Raw genomic sequence first — 15110 nt, 5'->3', positions numbered from 1 at the left:
AACTTATGAATACCCCCTTACGTTCGGCTCCCCTTCTCGCTGCGGCCGTGGCCGTCTGCGCCCTGGCAGGTCTCTATCTGCTGGGGGGCGGTTTATGGCTCTGCGCCATTGGCGGCTCCTTCTATTACGTGGTGGCCGGGGTGCTGCTTCTGGTAACGGCATTCCTGCTGTTCCGGCGGCAGGCCGCGGCGCTTACGGTGTACGCGGTGCTGCTGCTGGGCACCATGGCGTGGGCCGTCCATGAAGCCGGGCTTGATTTCTGGGCGCTGGCGCCCCGGGGGGATATCCTTGTGCCCATCGGCATCGTGCTGCTGCTGCCGTGGGTGACGCGTCACCTGCAGCCAGCTGGGCCGGGCGCGCGCCTGCCCCTGCTGGGCGCGATCGGGGCGGCGGTGGTCGTGATTGGCGCCGCCCTGATGGGTGACCCGCAGGATATCGCGGGCAACCTGCCCCCCGTGGCGCAGAACGCCCCGGAACCCGGTGATGCGCACCAGATGCCCGATGACGACTGGCAGGCCTATGGCCGCACCCAGTTCGGGGACCGGTTCTCCCCGCTCAGGCAGATCAATACCGGCAATGTCAGCAGGCTGAAGGTTGCCTGGACCTTCCGCACCGGCGACCTGCGCGGCCCGAACGACCCGGGGGAGATTACCGATGAGGTCACGCCGATCAAGATCCGCGATACGCTGTACCTGTGCACCCCGCATCAGATCCTGATCGCGCTGGATGCCAGAACCGGCACGCAGCGGTGGAAGTTCGACCCCAAACTGGCCTATAACCCGACCTTCCAGCACCTGACCTGCCGTGGCGTGTCCTATCATGAGGACCGGGTCGAGGCACAGGCCGACGGCACGCCTGCCGCCGCCCCGGCGGAATGCGCGCGCCGCATCTTCCTGCCGACCAACGATGGCCAGCTTTTCGCGCTTGATGCCACGACCGGCGCCCGCTGCGCCTCCTTCGGCAACAATGGTGTCGTAGATCTGCGCGACGGCATGCCGGTCAGGACGCTCGGTTTCTATGAACCCACGTCCCCCCCGGTCGTGACCGATACCACCGTGATCGTGTCCGGCGCGGTGACCGACAACTATTCCACGCATGAACCCTCAGGTGTCACGCGCGGGTTCGACGTGCATACCGGCGCACTGAAATGGGCGTTCGACCCCGGCAATCCCGACCCGAACGAGATGCCGTCCGAACACCATACCTTCGTGCCCAACTCCCCCAATTCGTGGATCACGTCGTCCTATGATGCCAAGCTGGACCTGATTTATATCCCGATGGGCGTGCAGACGCCGGACATATGGGGTGGCAATCGCGGCCCCGATGCCGAGCGCTATGCCAGTTCCATCGTGGCGCTGAATGCCTCCACCGGCAAGCTGGCCTGGAGCTACCAGACCGTGCACCACGATTTGTGGGACATGGACATTCCCGCCCAGCCCAGCCTTGTCGATATCCGCAGCGCGGATGGTGAGGTCATTCCCACGCTGTATGCTCCGGCCAAGACCGGCAATATCTTCGTGCTTGACCGCCGTAACGGCCATCTGGTGGTGCCCGCCCCCGAGCAGCCCGTGCCGCAGGGTGCGGCCCCCGGTGATCATCTCTCGCCCACCCAGCCCTTCTCGCAGCTGACCTTCCGCCCCAGCAGAAAGCTGACGGATGCCGACATGTGGGGTGGCACTATGTTCGACCAGCTGGTCTGCCGCATCATGTTCCACCAGCTGCGCTACGAAGGCACGTTTACCCCGCCCTCGCTGCAGGGCACGCTGGTCTTCCCCGGCAATCTGGGCATGTTTGAGTGGGGCGGCCTGGCCATTGACCCCGAGCGCCAGATCGCGATTGCCAATCCCATTGCCATCCCGTTCGTGTCGAAGCTGATCCCGCGTGGCCCGAACAACCCGGCAACCCCCGACAAATCCCTGCCCTCGGGCAGCGAAAGTGGCGTGCAGCCGCAGTTCGGCGTGCCCTATGGCGTTGACCTGCATCCCTTCCTGTCGCCTTTCGGCCTGCCGTGCAAGCAGCCAGCATGGGGCTACATGTCGGGCATAGACCTGCGCACCAACAAGATCGTGTGGAAACACCGCAACGGCACGATTCGTGACAGCGCACCCCTGCCGCTGCCCATCAAGATGGGCGTGCCCAGCCTTGGCGGTCCGCTGACCACCGCCGGTGGTGTCGCGTTCCTGACTTCCACGCTGGATTACTACATCCGCGCCTATGACGTGACGACGGGACGCGTGCTGTGGCAGGACCGCCTGCCCGCCGGTGGCCAGTCCACGCCCATGAGCTATGCCGTCGATGGCAAGCGGTACATCGTGACCGCGGATGGAGGCCATGGTTCGTTTGGAACCAAGCTTGGCGATTATATCGTCGCCTATTCCCTGCCGGACCACGACTGAGCCGTCAGGCCGGGGAAGGATTTTTCCTTCCCCGGATTGACAGGTGCCATTTTGGTCTATATCCATCCATATATAGATAGCAATTCTAAAGGCCCCCACAGCCCGTTTATCAAGGGTTTTGTGGTGGTCATGCTTGATTTAATACATCAGTAAATAAGTCTTATCCCTGCTTTGACCTTACGTGCGCCCGGACGGCTTGATTAGGAAACGGTAATACAAAAGTTTCCGCCGTGGCGCCGATGTTCCCGCACATCTGGCAGTTCCGGTGCTTCGGGGGTGGCGCAACGCTGCGCCATCCCATGTGTTTCGCGCCATACCGGCACTGGAACCAGGCGGATGATACGGGGTGATATGATGACTTTCACAACCGCGAGAACATCGTGATTAAACGTATTGCAGCAGCGATTGTGGGGATCGGTGTCGCCGGTGGCGTCGGGTTCCTGGCTTATGCGTGGTATCCGGCGATTGCGCCGGTTGCACCGCCTCCTCCTTCCTCCTTCACGGCGGCCCAGATCGAACACGGGCGCGTGCTGGCCGCTGGCGGCTACTGTGCCGAATGCCATACCCGCACCGATGGCGGCGTGCATGGCGTGGAACTGGCGGGCGATTACAAGATGGACACGCCCTTTGGTGCCATCTTCTCCTCCAACATCACGCCCGATCCGGAAACGGGGATCGGCCGGTGGTCGGAAGCCGCTTTCCATCGCGCCATGCGCAAGGGCATTTCCCGCGATGGCACGCAGCTTTTCCCCGCCTTCCCGTTTGACCACTTCACGCACATGACGGATCAGGACATCGCGGATGTCTATGCCTTCCTCATGACGCGTCAGCCGGTGCATTCGGTCAAGCGCGACAATACGGTGGGTTTCCCCTTCAACATCCGCCTCGAGCAGGCGGGCTGGAAGCTTCTGTTCCTGCATGAAGGCCCGCTCAAGAACGATCCTTCGCAGGATGCGCAGTGGAACCGTGGCGCGTACCTGGCCGAAGGGCTGAGCCACTGCTCGGCGTGTCATACGCCGCGTAACCTCATGGGTGCGGAAAAGAGCAGCGCGCCGTACGATGGCGCTCCGGTGGACAACTGGATTGCCCCGCCGCTCAACGAGCATAACCCGACCCCCGTCGTCTGGACCGAGGACGAGTATTTCAAATACCTGCGCTTCGGCTCGGCACCCCTGCATGGCAGTGCGGCCGGTCCCATGTCCCCCGTCGTGCACGGTGGCCTGAGCGAACTGCCCGAATCCGACGTGCATGCCATCGCGCATTACCTGGCCCAGATCGACCACTCCGCCACCCGCGTGAGCCAGGACCCCAAGGCCATCCAATGGGCCATGAAGGCGTCCATGAGGGATCTGGTCGGCCCGCAGGTGAACCCGAACGCGAAGCTGTATGCCGGTGCCTGCGCCGCATGCCACGCCAATGCCGGGCCGCAGCCGGTTGAAGGCCGCCCCGACCTGGCGCTGAACAACGCGCTGTGGCTGGACGAGCCGACCAACCTGTTCCAGGTCATCCTGCGCGGGATTGGCACGACGGAAGGAATTTCCACCGTATCCATGCCCAGTTTCTACCATTCCTTCTCCGATGCGGATCTGGCCCGTCTGGCGACCTACTTGCGCGCAACGCGCACGACCCTGCCGCCATGGACCGATCTGGAAAAGAAGGCGGCCGAGGTGCGCAAGACCCTGCCTGCCCCCCCTGTCGCGTCGTCCCATTGAGCTGAAAGACGGAGCTAGAACATGACGACCTTTCGCCTCAATGGACGGGACGTAACCGTTGACGTGCCGGATGATACACCCCTGCTGTGGGTGATCCGTGACGAAGTTGGCCTGACCGGAACGAAATTCGGTTGCGGTATCGGCATGTGCGGTGCGTGCACCGTCCATATCGGTGGCCGGGCCACCCGGTCCTGCGTCACCCCCGTCAGCGCCGCCGAAGGGGCTGACATCACCACGATCGAAGGCATCGACCCCGAGGGCAACCACCCGGTCCAGCAGGCCTGGCGTGACATTCAGGTCCCGCAGTGCGGCTACTGCCAGTCCGGGCAGATCATGCAGGCGGTCAGCCTGCTCAAGGATTACCCCTCTCCCACGGATGAGGAAATCGATGCCGTCATGGCTGGCAGCCTGTGCCGGTGCATGACCTATGTTCGCATTCGTGAGGCCATCAAGAAGGCCGCGGCCACCGCACGCGGAGATGCATCAAATGGGTAGATTAGACCGCTTCCGCCTGGGCAGGGACGGCCGCCGTGAACAGCCTTCCCTTTCACGCCGTGGCTTCCTTGTCACATCGCTTGGCGCCGGTGTCATGTTCGGCTTCGCGCGTCAGGCTTCAGCCAACCAGATTTTCCCCCTCGATAACGCAGGTCCGGGTGATGGCGCGTTCGAGCCGACCATCTGGTGCGCCATCGCACCCGACGGGATCATCACGGTCAATATTATCCGCGCGGAAATGGGCCAGCACATCGGCACCGCCCTCGCCCGCATCATCGCGGACGAGATGGAAGCCGACTGGAGCAAGGTCCGCATCAACTATGTGGATACCGACCCCAAATGGGGCCTGATGGTGACCGGTGGCAGCTGGTCGGTATGGATGACATGGGATGTCTTCCGCCAGGCCGGTGCGGCAACCCGCACCGCGCTGGTGGAGGAAGCCGCCCGTCTGCTTGGCACCACGCCGGACAAGTGCACGGTCGCCAACGGCATTGTCAGCGCTGGCAGCAAGCAGATCAGCTTTGGCGATATCGTGGCCAAGGGGCATCCGTCCCACTCCTTCACGCCCGAGGAAATGGCCAAGCTGCCGCTCAAGCCCGCAAGCGAGCGCAGGCTGATCGGCAATGCCGAGCTCAAGGCACTGGACATTCCTTCCAAGACCAACGGCACCGCCATCTATGGTATCGACGCCAAGGTCGAGGGCATGGTCTATGCCCGCCCCAAGATGCCGCCCACGCGCTATGGCTCCAAGGTCCGCTCGGTCGATGATACCGATGCGAAGAAGATCAAGGGCTATGTCCGCTACCTGCTGATCGATGACCCGTCGGAAGTCGTGCAGGGCTGGGTCGTGGTGCTGGCCGAAAGCTACAGCGCCGCCATCCGCGCCACGGATGCGCTGAAAGTGGAATGGACGCCGGGCGAGACGATCCACACGTCCGAACGTGATATCCAGGACCGTGGCCGCCAGCTGATCAACAACAAGGATGGTGGTGTCTACATCTTCAATGATGACGGCGTGGACCAGGCCTTCTCTGGCGCGCATACGGTCATGGATCAGGAATATACCTGTGCGTCCGTGCTGCACTACCAGCTTGAGCCGACCAATGCGCTGGCCTTCGAGAAGGACGGGGTCTACGAGATCCATGCAGGCAACCAGTGGCAGAGCCTGATCCTGCCCACGCTGGCCAAGTCGCTGCAGGTGCCCGAAAGCAAGGTGATCCTGCGCAGCTACCTGCTGGGTGGCGGGTTTGGCCGTCGCCTGAACGGTGACTACATGATTCCCGCCGCCCTTGCGTCAAAGGCGCTGGGGGGCAAGCCGGTCAAGCTGATCCTGACCCGCTCGGATGACATGCAGTTCGATTCCTTCCGTTCGCCTTCGGTCCAGCGTGTCCGCATGGCGTTTGATGGCAGCGACAAGATCACGGCCATGGATTACCAGGCCGCTGCGGGCTGGCCCACGGGTGTGATGGCCGAAGCGTTCATGGAAAAGGGCGTTGATGGCAAGCCGTATGACCAGTTTGCCATCGCCGGTGGCGACCACTGGTACGAAGTGGGTGCCTTCCGTGTCCGTGCGCTGCGTAACGACCTGGCGGAAAAGACCTTCCGCCCCGGCTGGCTGCGTTCGGTCAGCCCCGGCTGGACCAGCTGGGGGGTCGAGTGCTTCCTTGATGAGGTCGCGCACCGCCAGAAGAAAGACCCTGCCCAGTTCCGTCTTGACCTGCTGACCGCGCAGGGTCGCAACAAGGGTCAGGCACCGGATTCTGTGGGTGGCGCGCTGCGTCAGGCTGCTGTCGTGCGCCGGCTTATGGAAAAGGTGAACTGGGGCAAGACCAGTCTGCCCAAGGATACCGCGATGGGTCTCGCCACCACGGCGGGACAGGAACGCGGCATGCCGACATGGATCGGTTGCGTGGCGCAGGTGCATGTTGACCGCAGCACCGGTGTCGTGACCTGCCAGAAGCTGACCATCGTGGTGGATGCGGGCACCGTGGTTGACCCCGATGGTGCGAAGGCCCAGACCGAGGGCGCCGCGCTGTGGGGCCTGAGCATGGTGCTGTTCGAGAATACGGAAATTGTCAACGGTATGCCGGTTGACCGCAACCTGAACACCTACACCCCGCTGCGTATTGCCGATACGCCGGACATGGATATCGAATTCCTGCCCAGCACGGAAAAACCGATGGGTCTGGGTGAGCCGGGCACGACGGTGGTGGGGCCAGCCATTGGCAATGCCATCTTCAACGCCGTGGGTGTGCGCCTGCGCCATATGCCGGTGCGCCCGGCGGATGTACTGCGCGCCCTGCAGAACACCTGAGCACAGGTGGCCTGAATGCAAAAACCCCGGCACATCTGATGTGCCGGGGTTTTTTATTATGCAGCAAAGTCGGTCCGCCCATAAAGACAGACTGATACGGAAACGACGGTTTTCGGATGCCGCCCTTTTTTAGAAAAGCTTCACCAGAAAATTTTATTTGTTTTTCAACAGTGCATTTTGCCCGATTTCCTACTGTGCCGGGCGCATGCCCATGCATGCCGCAAGTATGGTCAGGAAGCACAGTTCCGCCAGGCAGATGACAAACCACTGCACTGTCAGGTACCCGCGCGGCATGGCGCCACGTTGCCACGCCATGCGCTGACCGATGCCTACAGCTATGAAGCCCGCAATCACGATGAGCAGCCCGGCCAGTTCCCGTACGGTTGCAGCACACAGCCCGACCCAGCCGATGATTGCGGGCATTCCCCCCAGCGCCAGCCGCATGTTGGTCAGGCGCTGCGTGCCGCCTGCCGGGATGATGTCAGGCTGCTCCAGCGCCAGCCCCCAGTGCACCGCACCAAGAAAGGACAGCATGACAGCGCCATAGCCTACCGCCGCCGTAAGCAGGCGCGGTGTATGGTCCGGCGTCAGGAACAGGATTGCGCAGGTACAGCCAAGCAGCGGCAGCAGGCTGGCGATGGCGGTGACGACGGCAAGCAGGGGCAGGCGTTTCATGGCGGGACTCTCCTGAATCTGGTCATGATGTGTATAGCCCGCTCTGGCATGATGCGTGGCATCTGTTATCGTGAGGCAGGATATGCGTGCGGTCGTATGCCGTATCCCCATAATGTCAAATCTGAGGAAACAGATACCATGAGCGCCATTATCGATATCATCGCCCGCGAAATCCTCGACAGTCGCGGCAATCCCACCATCGAGGTGGACGTGGAACTGGCATCCGGCGCCAAGGGCCGTGCCGCCGTGCCATCGGGTGCATCCACCGGCGCGCATGAAGCGGTGGAACTGCGCGATGGTGACCCCGGGCGCTTTGGCGGCAAGGGCGTGCTCAAGGCCGCGGGCCATGTCGAGCATGAAATCCTTGAAGCCCTGCAGGGCGTGGAATCGAGCGATCAGGTCGCCATTGATGAGGCGATGATCGACCTTGATGGCACGCCCAACAAGTCCCGCCTGGGTGCAAATGCAATTCTTGGCGTATCACTCGCCGTGGCTAAGGCTTCGGCGCAGGAACTGCAGGTGCCGCTGTACCGCTATGTGGGCGGCGTGTATGCCCGCACCCTGCCCGTACCGATGATGAACATCATCAACGGCGGCCAGCATGCGGATAACCCCATCGACATACAGGAATTCATGATCCAGCCGGTTGGCGCGCCAACCGTAACCGACGCGATCCGCATGGGCTCCGAAATCTTCGCCCAGCTCAAGAAAAGCCTGTCGGGTGCCGGTTACAACACCAATGTTGGCGATGAGGGCGGGTTTGCCCCCGCACTCAAATCCGCTGACGAGGCGCTGGGCTTCATGATGCGCGCGATCGAGGCAGCAGGCTACCGGCCGGGCGACGACGTGACCTTCGCACTCGATTGCGCCGCGACCGAGTTCTACAAGGATGGCCGGTATGAGCTGAAGGGCGAGGACAGGAGCCTGGATGCTGCTGGCATGATCGCCTATCTGGCCGATCTGTCCGCCCGCTATCCCATCATTTCGATCGAGGATGGCTTGGCGGAAGATGACTGGGAAGGCTGGGCCGAACTGACTGCCAATCTGGGCCACAAGCTGCAGCTTGTGGGCGATGACCTGTTCGTGACCAATCCTGACCGCCTGCGCCGGGGCATCAAGGATGGCGTGGCCAACTCGCTGCTGGTCAAGGTCAACCAGATCGGCACGCTGAGCGAGACGCTGGAAGCCGTGCAGATGGCGCAGCACGCAGGCTATACGGCGGTGATGAGCCACCGTTCGGGCGAGACGGAGGACAGCACGATTGCCGACCTGGCGGTTGCGACCAATTGCGGGCAGATCAAGACCGGGTCGCTTTCGCGCTCGGACCGGACGGCGAAATACAACCAGCTGATCCGTATCGAGAACGAACTGGCTACTGCTGCCCGTTATGCCGGGCGTACGATCCTGAAGAACGGGTGACAGACCGCGCCGGACGGGGTAAGCCCGTCCGGCACATCAAGGCAGGGAGAAAGTGGAATGCAACTGGGCAAGATCATGCGGCGTGTATTGCACGTCACCATTCCCCCTGCCCTGTTCATCGGGCTCACCGCCTATTTTGGCTGGAATGTCATGCGCGGGGAACATGGGCTGCACAGCTATGCCACCCAGTTGCACCTGCTTGATGAAGCCCGCGCCGCACAGCACGACGCGACAGCCGAACAGGAAGTCTGGCTGCGCCGGGTGCGCGGGTTGAAGGAAGGGGCGCTGGATACCGACCTGCTGGATGAGCGTGCCCGTTCCATGCAGAACCTTGCGCGTCAGGATGAGATTGTCGTGCCCTATGGCGACCATGACCATCTGTACTGAAGACCGTACCCGCCTGGGTGGAGGCACAAAAAAACCCCGGTCGTTTCCGCCGGGGTTTTTTTGTATCCGCCGGGGCGGAAAGTTATTTGATCTTCGCTTCGCGGAAGGCCACGTGCTTGCGTGCGACGGGGTCGTATTTCCGCAGTTCCATCTTGCCGGTCTGGGCGCGGGCATTCTTCTTGGTCACGTAGAAGTAGCCGGTGTCCGCCGTGGAGACGAGTTTGATCTGAATGGTGTTGCTCTTGGCCATGATATCCTCAGCACTGCTCCGCCGCTGCTGGAACACTCAGGTGCAGCAGTGGTTCAAGTTGGCGGAAAATGCGCATACACAAGGCTGAGGTCAAGCACCCTGACCGATATTTCTGCTTAAATTCGTCCATAACGGGTAAAAAAGGAGTGCCGGGTACGATGTTGAGTGTCGCCGAAGCGCAAAAACGGGTTCTTGAAGGCGTTTTCCCCCTCCCCACCGAAGTCGTCGCCCTGACCGACGCCTGTGGCCGTGTCAGCGCCGCGCCCGTACGCGCGCGCCTGTCCAATCCCCCGGCGGATGTTTCCTCCATGGATGGGTACGCGGTGCGTGCGGCGGACCTGCACGCGCGGGGCGTACGCCTTGCCTGCATTGGTCACGCCCCGGCGGGTCATCCCTTCGCAGGCCAGGTGGGCGCGGGGGAATGCGTACGCATCTTTACCGGCAGCGTCATGCCCGCAGGTACGGATGCCGTGCTGATACAGGAAAATGCCAGCGCGGATGGCGCCACCATCAGCACCACCCACACTCTTGCCCCCGGCACCTATGTACGGAGGCTGGGACAGGATTTCGCGACGGGGCAGGTCATCATCCCGGCGGGTTGCAGGCTTTCGGCGCAGGATGTCGGTGTGGCGGCAGCGGCCAACCATGCATGGCTGGAAGTGGCCCGCCGCCCGCGCGTGGCCATTGCCGCCACGGGGGATGAACTGCTGCTGCCCGGCAGCCCGGTCGGGCCGGGACAGATTGCCAATTCCAATACGCCGATGCTGGCGGCCCTGCTGCGCGCCGCCGGGGCCGAACCGGTCATGCTGCCCGCGCTGCGTGACGACATGGCGGATCTTGCAACACTTGAACGCATGGTTGATGGCGTGGACATGCTGGTCACGGCAGGCGGTGCGAGTGTGGGCAGCCATGACCTGGTGCGGCGCGGGCTGGAGCAGGTCGGCATGAAAACCGATTTCTGGAAGATTGCCATGCGGCCGGGCAAGCCGCTCATGTACGGTCATCTGGGTCGCCTGCCGTTCATCGGCCTGCCGGGCAACCCGGTGGCGGCCTTTGTCTGTTCCATCGTGTTCGTGCTGCCCGCCCTGCGGCGGATGGCGGGCATCGCGCAGGCGATCCAGCCCCCCGTACGGGCCGTCCTGGGCGCCGATGTGCCGACCAATGACCAGCGTATGGACCATCTGCGCGCACGCCTTGCACATGACGCGGCGGGCCGACTTGTGGCCACGCCCTTTCCCGTCCAGGACTCGGCCATGCTGCATGTGCTGGCTCAAAGCCAGGCGCTGGTGCTGCGCGCGCCCCACGCCCCTGCCGCCAGATGCGGGGAAATGTGCGACATCATCCGCATCGACCATGTTCCAGGCTGAGCGCGTGTGTGAAAGCCGGTTGACTGCGGATATGGAACCAATATAGAACATGGATGCGGGTTTTTGATTTGTTCCGTTGCATCCCCGCCCCGGTAGTCTTGCCCACGGCAAAAGGATACATCGCATGCTCACGAAAAAACAGCATGAGCTTTTGCTGTTCATAGACGGCCATCTGCGCCGGACGGGGTTTTCCCCTTCCTTCGATGAAATGAAGGACGCGCTCGGTCTGCGCTCGAAGTCCGGTATTCACCGGCTGATCTCGGCGCTGGAGGAACGTGGGTTCCTGCATCGCCGGCACCATCGTGCGCGCGCGCTGGAGATCCTGCGCCTGCCGGATATCGAGGTGCCTCCCCCCCCCGTGCAGGCGCCCGTGCCCCCACCGGCCATGCCCCCCGAGATTTTCCACGCTGCGGTGGTGGAAGTGCCCTTCGTCGGGCGCGTGGCGGCAGGCAACCCGATCGAGGCGATCAACACCACGACCACCCGCATTTCCGTCCCGGCGGACATGTTGGGCAAGGCCGGTCACTACGCGCTGGAGGTCATGGGCGATTCGATGCAGGATGCCGGCATCCTGGATGGGGACATGGTGATCATCCGTGAGGGCATGCAGGCTACGGATGGCCAGATTGTCGTGGCCCTGATCGATGGCGAGGAAGTCACGCTCAAGCGCATCCGGCATGAAAAGGACGGGATCGCACTCATTCCCGCCAACACCCATTACGAAACCCGTGTCCTGCCCTTATCGCGCGTCAGCGTACAGGGCACGCTTGCGGGGCTTATCCGCCGTTACTGACGGCTTCGCCCGTAATTTGCGCCCAGGACGGCAGGCGGCGCGCCAGTTGTGCTACCGCCTGCGGCCCCATCGGGGACAGGAGCGGGAACTCGGCCAGTATCCGCACCTGCCCGTGCCGTTCGATGGCGCTGCGGCCATTGGGTTCGGCCGGACCATTCAGGATGACCCCCGCTACCCGCAGGCCACGGGCACGCAGGGCAGCCAGGCTGAGCAGCGTATGATTGATCGTACCAAGCGTGCTGCGCGCGACCAGCACCACGGGCAGGGCAAGTCGGGCCATGAGATCGATCATGAGGTAGTTTTCGGCAATGGGCACGAACACGCCCCCTGCCCCTTCCACGACCAGCGGCCCGCGTGTGCCGTCATGGGGCGGCAGGGTAATGGCGGCGGGGTCGATGCGGGTATGGGCATGGCGCGCCGCGTCCTCGGGTGAGAGGGATGCGCCGAAGCTTGCGGCTGGCGGGTAGAGCCGCGTCGCATCCAGTCCCGTCAACCCGCGCACGCCCGTGCTGTCCGATGGTGCATCGTCCGTGCCGCTCTGCAGTGGCTTCCAGTAAGCGGCTTTCCATGCATGGACCAGGGCTGCGGACGCTACGGTCTTGCCCACATCCGTATCCGTGCCGGTTACAAACACGCCGGGCCAGAGTGCGCGGTGAAACTGGCCATATGCCACCTGATAGGACATGGCAAAGGGACGGGCCCGTGCGGCCGCCAGCACGCGACGCATCTGTCCCGGCGTGGCGGGCGCGTGTTCCGTATGGGTGGCACCTATGGCCCTGAGTTCACGGGCGAAGGCCAGCGGTGTTGACGGTGTATCGACAATTTCCGTGATTTGCCACAGTCCCGCGCCGGAAACGGGCCATTCCCGCTGCAACGCGTCCTGCGTGGGATAATCCGGCATCGGACAGGTTACGCCCGTCCGGTCATATGCCGCCCGCCACTGCGCGAAGCTGCCATCCGCCAGCGTGGCGAAAGCCATCCGCCCCCCCGGCGCCAGTAATGCCGCCAGGCCATGCAGTGCCTGTGAGCGGTGATGGAACCACTGCATGGCCAGGCTGGAGCATATCAGGTCAAAGGGGCCAGTCGCATCCGGGGCCTCACCATCCATCTGGCGCAGGGTCAGGCGGTCATCGTTAGGCATCCGCCGTGCCAGGCGTTCCAGCATGCGGGGGGCGATATCGGTTGCGGTAATATGGGCTTTGGGGAAAAGCCGCCGCAGTTCACGGGTCAGCAGGCCGGTGCCACAACCGATCTCGAGAATGCGTGACGGCGCATCCATTCCATGGTGGTAACCGATGCGGCGGGCCAGTTCCTGTGCCGCCATGCGTTGGACGCGGGCAGCCTGTTCATAATCATGGGCTGCGTCAAAACATGCGGCAATGCGGGCATTGCGGGTCATGGCGTGGATATCCGTCGGGTCATGGCTGTAATGGCGTGGGCACATTGTGCGGCATGGGTCAGGGGAAGCAGATGACCCCCGTCCAGCCACTGGATGGAATTCAGTATCGGGGGCGGGAAACAGGCCCGCGTCAGGCTCGCCGGCGCAATGGCGTCGCGCGTTCCGGCCATGACATGAACGGGGCATGTGACATCCCGCAGGTCCGGCCTGCAATCCATGTCCATCAGGTCCTGCAGGCCGCGGTCCAACCTGTCACGTTCGATATGGGGCGGCAGGGGCGTGTCGATGCCCGCGCGCTGACGGAAGCTGCGCAGCAGTCCTTCAGGCGCACGGTTCAGGCCGGTATGCATGCGTGCGATCACCCTTCGGGGTATTCCATCGGTAAAGTCCGCTCCCGCGCTGAACCGGCTGAAGCCGTTGATCAGGACCAGCCCCCGGCATGACGCCCCATGATGACGCAGTAGCCATAATGCGCCCAGGGAATGCCCGACCCCGATATAGGGGCGCGTGGGCAGCGTGAGGGCAGGTTTTGGTGCAAAGAAGCCGAAATCCAGGCATTGCGTGTCTGCCGGAGCAAGAAGGGCGCGTGTCGTGTTCCAGAATGTCGGGTCGAACGCCCAGCCATGGACGAAGACGACGGGAAGGACCGGTGCCATTCAGGTGCTTTCGCGCAGGGCGGCGGGAATGGCGGTGGCAAGCTGGTCGATCATGCCATCCGTATGGGCTGCGCCGAGCGCCAGCCGGATACGGCTGCTACCCGGCGGCACGGTGGGCGGCCTTATGGCAGTGGCAAGAATGCCCCGCTCCTCAAGGTGAGCCGCGAATGCCAGCGCGCGCGGGGCCTCGCCCAGCATGATCGGTATGATCTGTGTCATGGACGGTGCGGGCGAGAGACCGCAGTCACGTATCACGCCGCGTATGTGATCCGCATTGCGGACCAGTCGTGCGCGTTCGGCATCCAGCGTGGGAAGGAGTTCAAGTGCCGCATCCATCGCACCCAGCACGGCGGGCGGGGGTGCGGTGGTGAACACGAAGCCTGAACAGGCATTGACCAGCCAGTCACATAGCGCCCGCGTGCCCGTGACAAACGCCCCGAACCCGCCCAGCGCCTTGCTGAACGTGCCCATGACCAGATCGATATCATGCCCGGCGCACAGCCCCCGCCCCTGCGGGCCAAGCACGCCGGTGGCATGGGCTTCATCCACATAGGTAAAGGCGCCGTACTGCCGGGCAATGGCAGCCAGCCGCGCGATGTCGGTCTGGTCGCCATCCATGCTGAATACACTCTCCGTCACGATCACCCGCATGCCGGGTGTCTGCGCATGGTGCCCGAGCAGGCTTTCCAGATGGTCCAGATCGTTATGGCGGAAGCGGAGCTGCCGCACGCCTGCCGCCATGCAGCCCTGGTGCAGGCTGGCATGGTTCAGCCGGTCGGCAAAAACCAGCGGTGGTGCGCCCTGCCCGGCCGCCAGCCGCAGCAGCGCTGCCAGCACCGATGCATTGGCCTGCCAACCGCTGGCCAGAAGCAGCGCCGCCTGCGTCCCCTTGAAGGCGGCAAGCCGGGCTTCGACCGCCATATGCCGCGTGCTGGTGCCGGTCACGAGACGGGAGGCCCCTGCTCCCGTACCATCTTCCGCCAGCCAGGCGGCCGCGCGCGCGGCAAGGGCCGGATGATGGGCCAGGCCGAGATAATCGTTGGAGGAGAAGTTGATCAGCGTCCGTCCATTCCGCACGACGTTAGCCGCCCCCACATGGCGCATGGGGTGCAGCACGCGGCGGGTGTGCTGCTGCGCCATATGATCAAGCGCGGTCTGGAAAATTGGATCAAAACGGGCCATGAAGCGCATTCTCCTGCCGGAGCATGCTGCTCCGGTCAATCCCGCCAATGCAATATCATATGGAG

At 63.4% G+C, this 15110-nt stretch carries 13 protein-coding genes; 8 read left to right on the top strand and 5 right to left on the bottom strand.

The features are described from left to right. Nucleotides 1–5: 5 nt before the first annotated feature. The 4 genes from LDL32_RS04280 to LDL32_RS04265 all read left to right on the top strand — a co-directional run bounded on the left by LDL32_RS04280 (nt 6) and on the right by LDL32_RS04265 (nt 6917). Nucleotides 6–2396, top strand: a complete 2391-nt coding sequence (locus LDL32_RS04280) for a glucose/quinate/shikimate family membrane-bound PQQ-dependent dehydrogenase (RefSeq protein WP_233064732.1) — start codon at nt 6–8, stop codon at nt 2394–2396. A gap of 380 nt (nt 2397–2776) precedes the next feature. Continuing rightward, nucleotides 2777–4108, top strand: a complete 1332-nt coding sequence (locus LDL32_RS04275; protein WP_233064730.1) for a cytochrome c — start codon at nt 2777–2779, stop codon at nt 4106–4108. 21 nt (nt 4109–4129) lie between these two features. After that, on the top strand, nt 4130–4603 hold the full coding sequence (locus tag LDL32_RS04270; RefSeq protein ID WP_233064728.1) for a (2Fe-2S)-binding protein: 474 nt from the start codon (nt 4130–4132) through the stop codon (nt 4601–4603). Beyond that, nucleotides 4596–6917 carry a molybdopterin cofactor-binding domain-containing protein gene (locus LDL32_RS04265; protein ID WP_233064727.1) on the top strand — a complete coding sequence of 774 codons (2322 nt, stop codon included), beginning with the start codon at nt 4596–4598 and terminating at the stop codon, nt 6915–6917. The genes LDL32_RS04270 and LDL32_RS04265 overlap by 8 nt, the downstream gene beginning before the upstream one ends. Before the next feature lie 189 nt (nt 6918–7106). Here the strand turns inward: LDL32_RS04265 and LDL32_RS04260 are convergent, their stop codons facing one another. Further along, a complete protein-coding gene (locus LDL32_RS04260; RefSeq protein ID WP_233064725.1) occupies nt 7107–7592 on the bottom strand; it encodes a DUF3429 domain-containing protein in 486 nt (161 codons plus the stop codon). A 138-nt stretch (nt 7593–7730) separates the two neighbouring features. Between LDL32_RS04260 and eno the strand changes: the two genes are divergently transcribed. Both eno and LDL32_RS04250 read left to right on the top strand, forming a co-directional pair. Continuing rightward, on the top strand, nt 7731–9011 hold the full coding sequence (eno, locus tag LDL32_RS04255) for a phosphopyruvate hydratase (protein ID WP_233064724.1): 1281 nt from the start codon (nt 7731–7733) through the stop codon (nt 9009–9011). Between the two features lie 57 nt (nt 9012–9068). Further along, nucleotides 9069–9398 carry a septum formation initiator family protein gene (locus LDL32_RS04250; protein WP_233064723.1) on the top strand — a complete coding sequence of 110 codons (330 nt, stop codon included), beginning with the start codon at nt 9069–9071 and terminating at the stop codon, nt 9396–9398. An 82-nt stretch (nt 9399–9480) separates the two neighbouring features. Here LDL32_RS04250 and rpmG read toward each other — a convergent pair whose 3' ends face one another. Next, nucleotides 9481–9648, bottom strand: a complete 168-nt coding sequence (rpmG, locus tag LDL32_RS04245; RefSeq protein ID WP_007400522.1) for a 50S ribosomal protein L33 — start codon at nt 9646–9648, stop codon at nt 9481–9483. A 158-nt stretch (nt 9649–9806) separates the two neighbouring features. Here rpmG and glp point away from each other — a divergent pair, with 158 nt between their 5' ends. Together glp and lexA are read left to right on the top strand one after the other, a co-directional pair. Next, nucleotides 9807–11015, top strand: coding sequence for a gephyrin-like molybdotransferase Glp (gene glp, locus LDL32_RS04240; protein WP_233064722.1), 1209 nt, complete (start codon nt 9807–9809; stop codon nt 11013–11015). Between the two features lie 124 nt (nt 11016–11139). After that, nucleotides 11140–11808, top strand: a complete 669-nt coding sequence (gene lexA, locus LDL32_RS04235; RefSeq protein ID WP_233064721.1) for a transcriptional repressor LexA — start codon at nt 11140–11142, stop codon at nt 11806–11808. Here lexA and bioD read toward each other — a convergent pair. Genes bioD through LDL32_RS04220 form a run of 3 tightly spaced genes read right to left on the bottom strand, consistent with a single transcriptional unit; the run spans nt 11792 to nt 15054 of the window. Then, entirely contained in the window at nt 11792–13207 is a 1416-nt protein-coding gene (bioD, locus tag LDL32_RS04230; RefSeq protein WP_233064720.1) for a dethiobiotin synthase, read from the bottom strand. The two genes, lexA and bioD, sit on opposite strands and share 17 nt — an antisense overlap. Further along, entirely contained in the window at nt 13204–13863 is a 660-nt protein-coding gene (locus LDL32_RS04225; RefSeq protein WP_233064719.1) for an alpha/beta fold hydrolase, read from the bottom strand. Before LDL32_RS04225 ends, bioD begins: the two co-directional genes overlap by 4 nt. Next, nucleotides 13864–15054, bottom strand: a complete 1191-nt coding sequence (locus LDL32_RS04220; protein WP_233064717.1) for an 8-amino-7-oxononanoate synthase — start codon at nt 15052–15054, stop codon at nt 13864–13866. It lies immediately after the preceding gene. Nucleotides 15055–15110: the final 56 nt, after the last annotated feature.

The organism is Komagataeibacter sp. FNDCF1 (assembly GCF_021295335.1).
Lineage (GTDB): Bacteria > Pseudomonadota > Alphaproteobacteria > Acetobacterales > Acetobacteraceae > Komagataeibacter.
This window is presented reverse-complemented; position numbering and strand designations above follow the sequence as displayed.

What these genes read in the sequence shown, in the direction of transcription:
- LDL32_RS04280 (WP_233064732.1), top strand. Translation starts at nt 6, where the DNA reads ATGAATACCCCCTTACGTTCGGCTCCCCTTCTCGCTGCGGCCGTGGCC.
- LDL32_RS04270 (WP_233064728.1), top strand. Translation starts at nt 4,130, where the DNA reads ATGACGACCTTTCGCCTCAATGGACGGGACGTAACCGTTGACGTGCCG.
- LDL32_RS04265 (WP_233064727.1), top strand. Translation starts at nt 4,596, where the DNA reads ATGGGTAGATTAGACCGCTTCCGCCTGGGCAGGGACGGCCGCCGTGAA.
- LDL32_RS04260 (WP_233064725.1), bottom strand. Translation starts at nt 7,592, where the DNA reads ATGAAACGCCTGCCCCTGCTTGCCGTCGTCACCGCCATCGCCAGCCTG.
- eno (WP_233064724.1), top strand. Translation starts at nt 7,731, where the DNA reads ATGAGCGCCATTATCGATATCATCGCCCGCGAAATCCTCGACAGTCGC.
- LDL32_RS04250 (WP_233064723.1), top strand. Translation starts at nt 9,069, where the DNA reads ATGCAACTGGGCAAGATCATGCGGCGTGTATTGCACGTCACCATTCCC.
- rpmG (WP_007400522.1), bottom strand. Translation starts at nt 9,648, where the DNA reads ATGGCCAAGAGCAACACCATTCAGATCAAACTCGTCTCCACGGCGGAC.
- glp (WP_233064722.1), top strand. Translation starts at nt 9,807, where the DNA reads ATGTTGAGTGTCGCCGAAGCGCAAAAACGGGTTCTTGAAGGCGTTTTC.
- lexA (WP_233064721.1), top strand. Translation starts at nt 11,140, where the DNA reads ATGCTCACGAAAAAACAGCATGAGCTTTTGCTGTTCATAGACGGCCAT.
- bioD (WP_233064720.1), bottom strand. Translation starts at nt 13,207, where the DNA reads ATGACCCGCAATGCCCGCATTGCCGCATGTTTTGACGCAGCCCATGAT.
- LDL32_RS04225 (WP_233064719.1), bottom strand. Translation starts at nt 13,863, where the DNA reads ATGGCACCGGTCCTTCCCGTCGTCTTCGTCCATGGCTGGGCGTTCGAC.
- LDL32_RS04220 (WP_233064717.1), bottom strand. Translation starts at nt 15,054, where the DNA reads ATGCGCTTCATGGCCCGTTTTGATCCAATTTTCCAGACCGCGCTTGAT.